Annotated in this window: 5 protein-coding genes; all 5 read right to left on the reverse strand. The window is 73.3% G+C overall.

Going from position 1 to position 7,004, the window contains the following annotated elements:
• Positions 1–377, reverse strand: a 377-nt coding sequence (locus ACFWW9_RS29510; protein WP_390384614.1) for a thioesterase II family protein, incomplete at its 3' end; no start/stop codon positions are given.
• Between the two features lie 17 nt (positions 378–394).
• Positions 395–1,654: an MFS transporter gene (locus ACFWW9_RS29515; protein WP_390384616.1), complete on the reverse strand. Its 1,260-nt coding sequence runs from the start codon at positions 1,652–1,654 to the stop codon at positions 395–397.
• Between the two features lie 52 nt (positions 1,655–1,706).
• Entirely contained in the window at positions 1,707–1,916 is a 210-nt protein-coding gene (locus ACFWW9_RS29520; protein ID WP_390384618.1) for an MbtH family protein, read from the reverse strand.
• Positions 1,913–5,233, reverse strand: a complete 3,321-nt coding sequence (locus ACFWW9_RS29525; protein WP_390384621.1) for an amino acid adenylation domain-containing protein — start codon at positions 5,231–5,233, stop codon at positions 1,913–1,915. Before ACFWW9_RS29525 ends, ACFWW9_RS29520 begins: the two co-directional genes overlap by 4 nt.
• A complete protein-coding gene (locus tag ACFWW9_RS29530) occupies positions 5,226–7,004 on the reverse strand; it encodes a carbamoyltransferase (RefSeq protein WP_390384623.1) in 1,779 nt (592 codons plus the stop codon). Before ACFWW9_RS29530 ends, ACFWW9_RS29525 begins: the two co-directional genes overlap by 8 nt.

Below are 7,004 nucleotides of genomic sequence, written 5' to 3' on the forward strand. Positions count from 1 at the left end.
CCGCCGGACACCAGCAGCGCAACGGGTTCGTCCGCGCCACGGCGGCGGAGTTCCCGTGCCAGCTCGAACGCGACGAGCGAGCCCAGGCTGTGGCCGAAAAGGGCGTACGGAACGTCGAGTTCGTCCACCAGCGCCGAGGCGAGCGCGTCGACCAGGGCGTCGACGTGCGTGAAAGCCGGTTCCCGCAGGCGGGTCTGGTGGCCGGGCAGTTCGACGGGGCAGACCTCGACGGCGTCGCCGAGGGCCCCGCGCCACGGCTCGTACACCGAGGCCGCGCCGCCGACGTAGGGCAGGCAGAACAGCCGCACGGCCGGGGTGCGCGCGGGTGGTGGGCCGACGATCCAGCCGTCGGCGCGGCGGGCGGTCAGGGGGCGCACGGGTCTCCTCCTCTCGGCTACTTGCGGATCTCGTCGGTGGTCGACACGGCGGGCTCGACCACCTCGACCGGTTCGACCGGCTCGTCGGCGATCGACTTCGCGACCTCGGGCACCGGGACGCGCGCCACGAACAGCGACACGGCGCACAGCGCCGCGGCGACGGCCATGGCGATGTACATGACCTGGTACCCGAGCACCGCGATGAGCGCGGCGCCCGCGGCGATGGACGCCGACTGGACGGCGTCGGTGACGCTGCTGACCGCGGCGTTGGCCCGTCCCTGCATCCGCGAGGGCGTGTAGAGGTGCAGGGCGGTGCCCAGCGCGACCATCACGAACGGCAGCCCGAGGCCGAACAGCACGACGCCGACCAGGAAGAACGGCACACCCGGCAGGAGGCAGAGCCCCAGGCCCGAGGCGATCAGCACGTACCCCGCGCCGGTGCCGCGGACCTCGCCCCACTTCTTCACCGCGGCGCCCGCGATCAGTCCACCGAGGACGGAGCCGCCGCCCTGGAACGACGTGATCACGCCGAGGAACGCCGCCTGCTGCCCGAGGCCCTGGTTCGCCGCGAAGATCGCGGTCTCCAGCAGGCCGACGACGGCCATGAAGCCCAGCGTCGTGAGCGTGAGGCGGAGCAGCAGCGGCACGCCCCGGATGAACCGGAACCCGGCCACCACGGACGTGAGGAACCGCTCTCCCGCGGGCTCCGGCTCGGACTCGACGACCTTGATCGAGACCAGCAGCAGGACGGCCACCACGAAGGTCCCGGTGCCGAGCACCGCCAGCGAACGCCCGCCGAAGGCGACGTACGCCGCCGCGCCGAGCGCCGGGGACACGATGCGCACGCCCTGGCTGACGGCGATGATCAGCGACCGGGCCGCCGCCGCGTCCGCCGAGGGCAGGACGTCCTTGAGCAGCGCCGGGGAGGCCGGGCTCGCGGAGAGCACCCCGTAGCAGAAGGTGACCACGTAGATGATCCACACCTGCTCGACACCCCGCACCGCCAGCAGCGCCAGGAACAGCACCGCCATGCCGAGGTACATGCCGATCATCAGCCGCTTGCGGCTGACCCGGTCGACGAGGTGGCCGAGCAGCGGGGCGAACAGGCCCGGCACCGTGATGGCCAGGAACACCGCGCCCGCCGCGGCGTTCGACCCGGTCAGGTCCTTCACCCAGATGGCGAGCGACAGGTAGACGGCGGTCTCGCCGAAGCTCGTGACCACCCCGCAGACGAAGAGCCTGCGGAAGCGCGGGTTGGAGCGTAGAAGCGTCCACATGAGAGTTCCCCTGGTGCCGCTGGCGGCTGGTGCGGTCGGCTCGGGCGGTCGGTCAGTTCTCGCCCATGGCCAGGCGGAGGCTCTTGGGCCGCATGTCGGTCCACACCTCCTCGATGTGCTCCAGGCACTTCTCCTTGGTGCCGTTCACGCCGACGGCGCGCCAGCCCGCGGGCACGGCCCGGCCGACGGCCCAGATCGAGTACTGCTCCTCGTCGTTGACGACGACGTCGTACTCCGGCGCGGTGGTCGTGGTCTCGCTCATGAGTGGTCTCCTCGCTGGGTCGTGCTGGTGGGGGTGGTGTCCTGCTCGACGGCGGTGACGAGGGCGCGCAGGGTGGGCTCGGCCAGGAAGTCGGCCAAGTCCACCACCACGCCCAAGGTCTCGTCGACGCGGGCGAGCAGCTTCAACGCCTTGATGGAGTGGCCGCCCTGTGCGACGAAGCTGTCGTCGGGCCGGACGTGGGTGGTGCCGAGGGACTCGCGCCACAGCGCGGCCACGGCCTCGGTGAGCGGGTCGTCCGACACGGGGTCGGCGTCGGCCGGGACCTCCTCGGACAGCGCCGCGAGCAGCGCGCCGCGGTCGACCTTGCCGTTCGCGTTGAGCGGCAGCCGGTCGGTGACGACGACGGCGGGGATCATGTAGTCGGGCAGCCGCGAGCGCAGGGCGGCGGCGATCCCGACGGGCTCGGCGAGGTCCGCGTCGCCCGTGACGCAGGCCAGCAGCTCGGTGCTGTCGGCCGTGGGGCGGCCGAAGACGACCGCGTCCGTGACGCCCGGCAGCGAGCGCAGCGCGAGTTCGATCTCGCCCAGCTCGACCCGGAAGCCGCGGACCTTCACCTGGTCGTCCGTGCGGCCGACGAACAGGAACGTCCCGTCCGGCAACGGCCTCACCCGGTCGCCGGTGCGGTAGAGCCTGCCGCCGTCGCCGCCGAACGGGTCCGGGACGAACGAGACCGCCGTGAGCGCCGGGTTGCCGTGGTAGCCCAGCGCCAGCCCCTCTCCCCCGACGAACAGCTCGCCCTCGGCTCCCGCCTCGACCGGCTCGCCGTCCGGCCCGAGCGCGTAGGCGGTCGAGCCGGAGATGGCCCGGCCGATCGACAGCGGACCCGGATCCAGCTCGGCGGGCGTGACCCGTTGCAGGGTGCTGACGGTGGTGTTCTCGGTGGGGCCGTAGACGTTCACGACACGGGCGGGCGGCCGGTTGGCCATCAGCCGCGCCAGCCGTTGCTCGTCGGCCTTCTCCCCGCCGAACAGCAGCAGCCGAACGCCGCTCAGCGCGTCCGGGGCGAAGTCGACCACCGTGTGCAGCAACGCCGTGGGCAGGCCGAGGACGGTGATCCGCTCCTCGTCCAGGAACGCCCGCAGCCGGGCCGGGGACAGCGCGTCCTGCTTGTCGCCGATGACCAGGACCGCGCCGGACCCGAGAGCGCCCCAGAGTTCCAGGATCGAGGCGTCGAACGCCGGGTTGCACAGGTGGGACACGCGGTCGTCGGAGTGGTAGACGATGCCCTCGGCGTCGGGCACGAGCCTGCTGATTCCGCGGTGCGGCACGACGACCGTCTTGGGCCGCCCGGTCGAGCCGGACGTGGAGATCAGGTAGGCGGCGTCCTCGCCGACCACCCGCACCGGCACCTCGGGGTCGATCCGGCGGCGGGTGCTGTCGAGCAGGTCCTCCAGCCGGAGCACCGGCAGGCCCAGCAGCGGCGCCGGGTGGGCGTCGGTGACGAGCACCGCGTCGGCGACGCCGTGCAGCGCGGTGCGGACCCGGTCGGCGGGCTGCTCGTGGTCGAGCGGCAGGTAGGCGCACCCGGCGTAGAAGATCCCCAGGTAGGCCGACACCGAGTCGATCCCGCGCGGCAGCGGGACCGCGACGACGGACCCGCGGCGCAGGCCCGCGGCCCGCAGGCCGGTGGCGATGGCGACGGCCCGCTCGTCGAGTTCCCGGTAGGTCAGCTCGACCCCGCGGTGCCGCAGGGCCGGGGCGTCCGGCCGTTGGGCCGCCCGCAGCCGGACCAGCTCCGGGAGTGGCCGTCGAGCGCCGGTCGCGCCGCGGTCCGAGTCGGCGTGGGAGGTGGCGGCGGCGTGCGGTCGGCGCGGCATCGGCAGGGGCGCGTCCGGGCGGGCGAACGCGGCACGGGCGGCGTCCAGCAGCCCGCCATGCAGGTCCGCGGCCTTCTCCGCGGAGAACAGCCTGCTCAGGTACTCGAACTCGGCGATCGTGTCGTCCGCCCGCCGGGTCACCGACCACAGCAGCTCGTACTTGGCCGTGCCGGTGGGCAGCAGTTCGCGCTGGGCCTCCACCCCGTCGAACCGCAGCGCGCTGCCCGCGGTGTCGAGGTAGGTCAGACCGGCCTGCACGAGCGGCGCGCGGGCGGGATCTCCGCCTAGCCCCAGGTCCTCGACGATCGTCTGGAACGGCACTCCCCGGTGCGCCAAGGCCTCGGCGGTCGCCCGGCGCACCTTGCGGGCCAGGTCCCTGGTGGTGACGCCGTCCGGCAGCACCAGCCGCAGCGGCACGGGGTCGACGAACATGCCGATCTCGTCGCGCTGCTCCGGGGCCCGCGAGGAGGCGGCCAGGCCGATCACCAGGTCGCGTTCGCCGGTCAGCGCGACCAGGCCCGCCACGTAGGCGACGATCCAGTTCATGAACGCGCTGAGCCGCTCCTCCGCGGCCAGCCCCGCCATGCCCGCCAGCAGGTCCTCGTCGCACACCACCCGGTGCACCGCGCCCGCGTTGCCCGGCGCGGCCGTGCGCGGCAGGTCGTGCGGCAGGGCGATGCCGCGCGGCGCTCCGGCGAGGGTGCGCCGCCAGTAGGCGCGGGACTCCTCCGGGTCGACCAGGCGGGACGTGGCCGCGGGCCGGGTTTCCCTGGCCACCGTCGTGCCGTCGGTGTAGAGGCGGCTCAACTCGTCCTCCAGCACCGCCAGCGACGCCCCGTCGCACACCAGGTGGTGCACGGTGAGCAGCAGCAGGTCGTCCTGGTCGCCGCGGTCGACGGCCAGCGCGCGCAGCAGCGGCGGGTCGGCCAGGTCGAACGGCTGTCGCGCGTGCTCGTCGACCAGCTCGCGCACGGTGGCGTCCGGCAGCCCGAACGCGTCCAGCCAGCGGCACGACACGGTCGCTCGCGGCGCGGTTACGGCCCTCCCCGGTGACTCGAAACCGCGGCGCAGGGCGTCGTGGCGCGCGACGAGGGCGTCGAGCGCGGTCCGCAGGCGCGGCACGTCGATCCGTCCGGGAATCCGGTACAGCGCGGCGATGTGGTAGACGGGCGAGCCGGGGTGCAGCCGTTCGGTGAACCAGAGCCGTTCCTCGGCGGGGGTGAGCGGGCGCTCCTCCCGCGCGGGAGGCGGGTCGGTCAGCAGCGACAGCAGCCTGCCGAACTCCGGGCACTGGTACACGACGTCGAGGTCGAGGTCCGCGCCGGTGAGGGCGCGGAGGCTGATCGCGGTCTCCACGGCCAGCGCGGAGTCGCCGCCCGCCTCGAAGAAGTCGTCCTCCGGGCTCACGGTGTCGACGCCGAGCATCGCGCACCAGATCCCGGCGACCGCCTCGCGCAGGCCTTCGGGGTGCTCAGTCATCCGAACCCTCCGCCACGGGCTCGCGCACCACGAGCCAGTCCCCGATGGCCAGCGCGTCCAGGGTGGAACGGGCGTAGGTCTCGACCGCCTCGAGCGGGGTCCGCACGATCGGCTGGCCGCGCAGGTTGAACGAGGTGTTGAGGACGACGGAGGTCCCGTGGTCCTCGCCGAGACGCCGGATCAGGGCGTGGAAGCGCGGAGCGGACTCCTGCTCGACGACCTGGACCCTCGCGGAGCCGTCGACGTGGGTGATCGACGTGAGCTTCTCCCGGTACTGCTCGCGCACCTGGGTGACGAACAGCATGTGCCGGTACCGGCTCTCTTGGCCCTCCTCGATCTCGAAGTACTCGCGCGCCTTCTCCGCGATCACCGCGGGTGCGAACGGCCGGAACTCCTCGCGCTGCTTGACGACGGCGTTGAGGTGCTCGCGCATGTTCGGCGCGGTCGGGTCGGCGAGGATGCTGCGGTTGCCCAACGCGCGCGGGCCGAACTCCATGCGCCCCTGGAACCAGGAGACGACCGAGCCGGAGCCGATGAGGACGGACACCTCCTTGAGCAGCGGCTCGCCCGGCAGGCGGCGCACCTGGTGGCCCTCGCCGAGGGTGGCCACGGCCTCCTCGATCTCGGCGTCGCCGAACTCCTCGCCCCAGTACGGCATCCCCATCGGCTGGGGGTTCGCCGGGACGTGCTCGCGCAGCACGTGCAGCGCCGCGCCGAGCGCGGTCCCGTCGTCGCCCGCGGCGGGCTGGATGAAGACCTGGTCGAACAGGCCGCTGCGGGAGATCAGGCCGTTGGCCGTGCAGTTGAGCGCGACACCGCCCGCCAGGCACAGGTTCCTGGACGGCGCACCGCCCTCGATGCCCTCGCGGAGCACGAACAGCAGGGCTTCCTCGATGGCGCGCTGGAGCACGGCGGCGATGTCCATGTGCCGCTGCACGACCGGCGCGTCGGGGTGGCGCGCGGGCCCGAACAGCTCCTCCAGCCTGCGGATCGCGCCCCGGTGGGTCTCGCGCTCCTCGGGCGTCCGGTCGTGGGCCAGCAGCGGCACGCTCAACGCGCCGCCCGGCCGCAGCGAGACGAGCTTGGCGTCGGGGAAGGCGGACGTGTCGCCGTAGGGCGCGAGGCCCATCACCTTGTACTCGTCCATGCCGGGCAGGAACCCGAGGTACTGGGTGACGACGCTGTAGAGGATGCCGAGCGAGGCCGCGATGGGGTACGTGCGGCGGGTCTCCAGCGTGCTGCCGCTGCCGGTGAACAGCGATGTCGACTCCGCCTCGCCCATGCCGTCGGCCACCAGCACCACGGCGTCGGCGAAGCCGCTGAGGTGGTAGCTGCTGGCGGCGTGCGCGAGGTGGTGCGGGACGCGGACGAGCTTGCGCTCCCAGTCCTGGTCCGGGTAGTGCTCGCGCAGCACCTCCAGTTGGACCTCCTCGCTGTAGGCCTCCCGGTACCAGCGCTTGAGGGTGTCGTCGAGCTCGAACGCCGGGGACGGCTCGTAGCGGAAGCCGTGCGCGACGAGGTCCACGTCGTCGAGCGTCACGCCCGCCATCCGCAGGCACGCCTCGATGGCGTCGACCGGGAACCTCCCGGTGCCCTTCACGCCGTCGTGGCGCTCCTGGGCGGACGCGGCGATCACGCCGTTCTCGTCCACCAGCGCGGCGGCCGAGTCGAGCCCCTGGACGAGGCGCTGTTCCCGCCAGTCGAGGCCGGGCATCATCTGCTTCTTGAGCGCGGCGGCCCGGTCGAGCCCGCTGATTCCGAGGACCAGCAC

It is taken from the genome of Umezawaea sp. NPDC059074 (assembly GCF_042738955.1).
In the GTDB taxonomy this organism is placed as follows: Bacteria; Actinomycetota; Actinomycetes; order Mycobacteriales; family Pseudonocardiaceae; genus Umezawaea.

Bases quoted from the DNA above. Each gene is read 5' to 3' on its own strand.
- ACFWW9_RS29525 (WP_390384621.1), bottom strand. From the start codon at position 5,233: ATGACTGAGCACCCCGAAGGCCTGCGCGAGGCGGTCGCCGGGATCTGG.
- ACFWW9_RS29515 (WP_390384616.1), bottom strand. From the start codon at position 1,654: ATGTGGACGCTTCTACGCTCCAACCCGCGCTTCCGCAGGCTCTTCGTC.
- ACFWW9_RS29520 (WP_390384618.1), bottom strand. From the start codon at position 1,916: ATGAGCGAGACCACGACCACCGCGCCGGAGTACGACGTCGTCGTCAAC.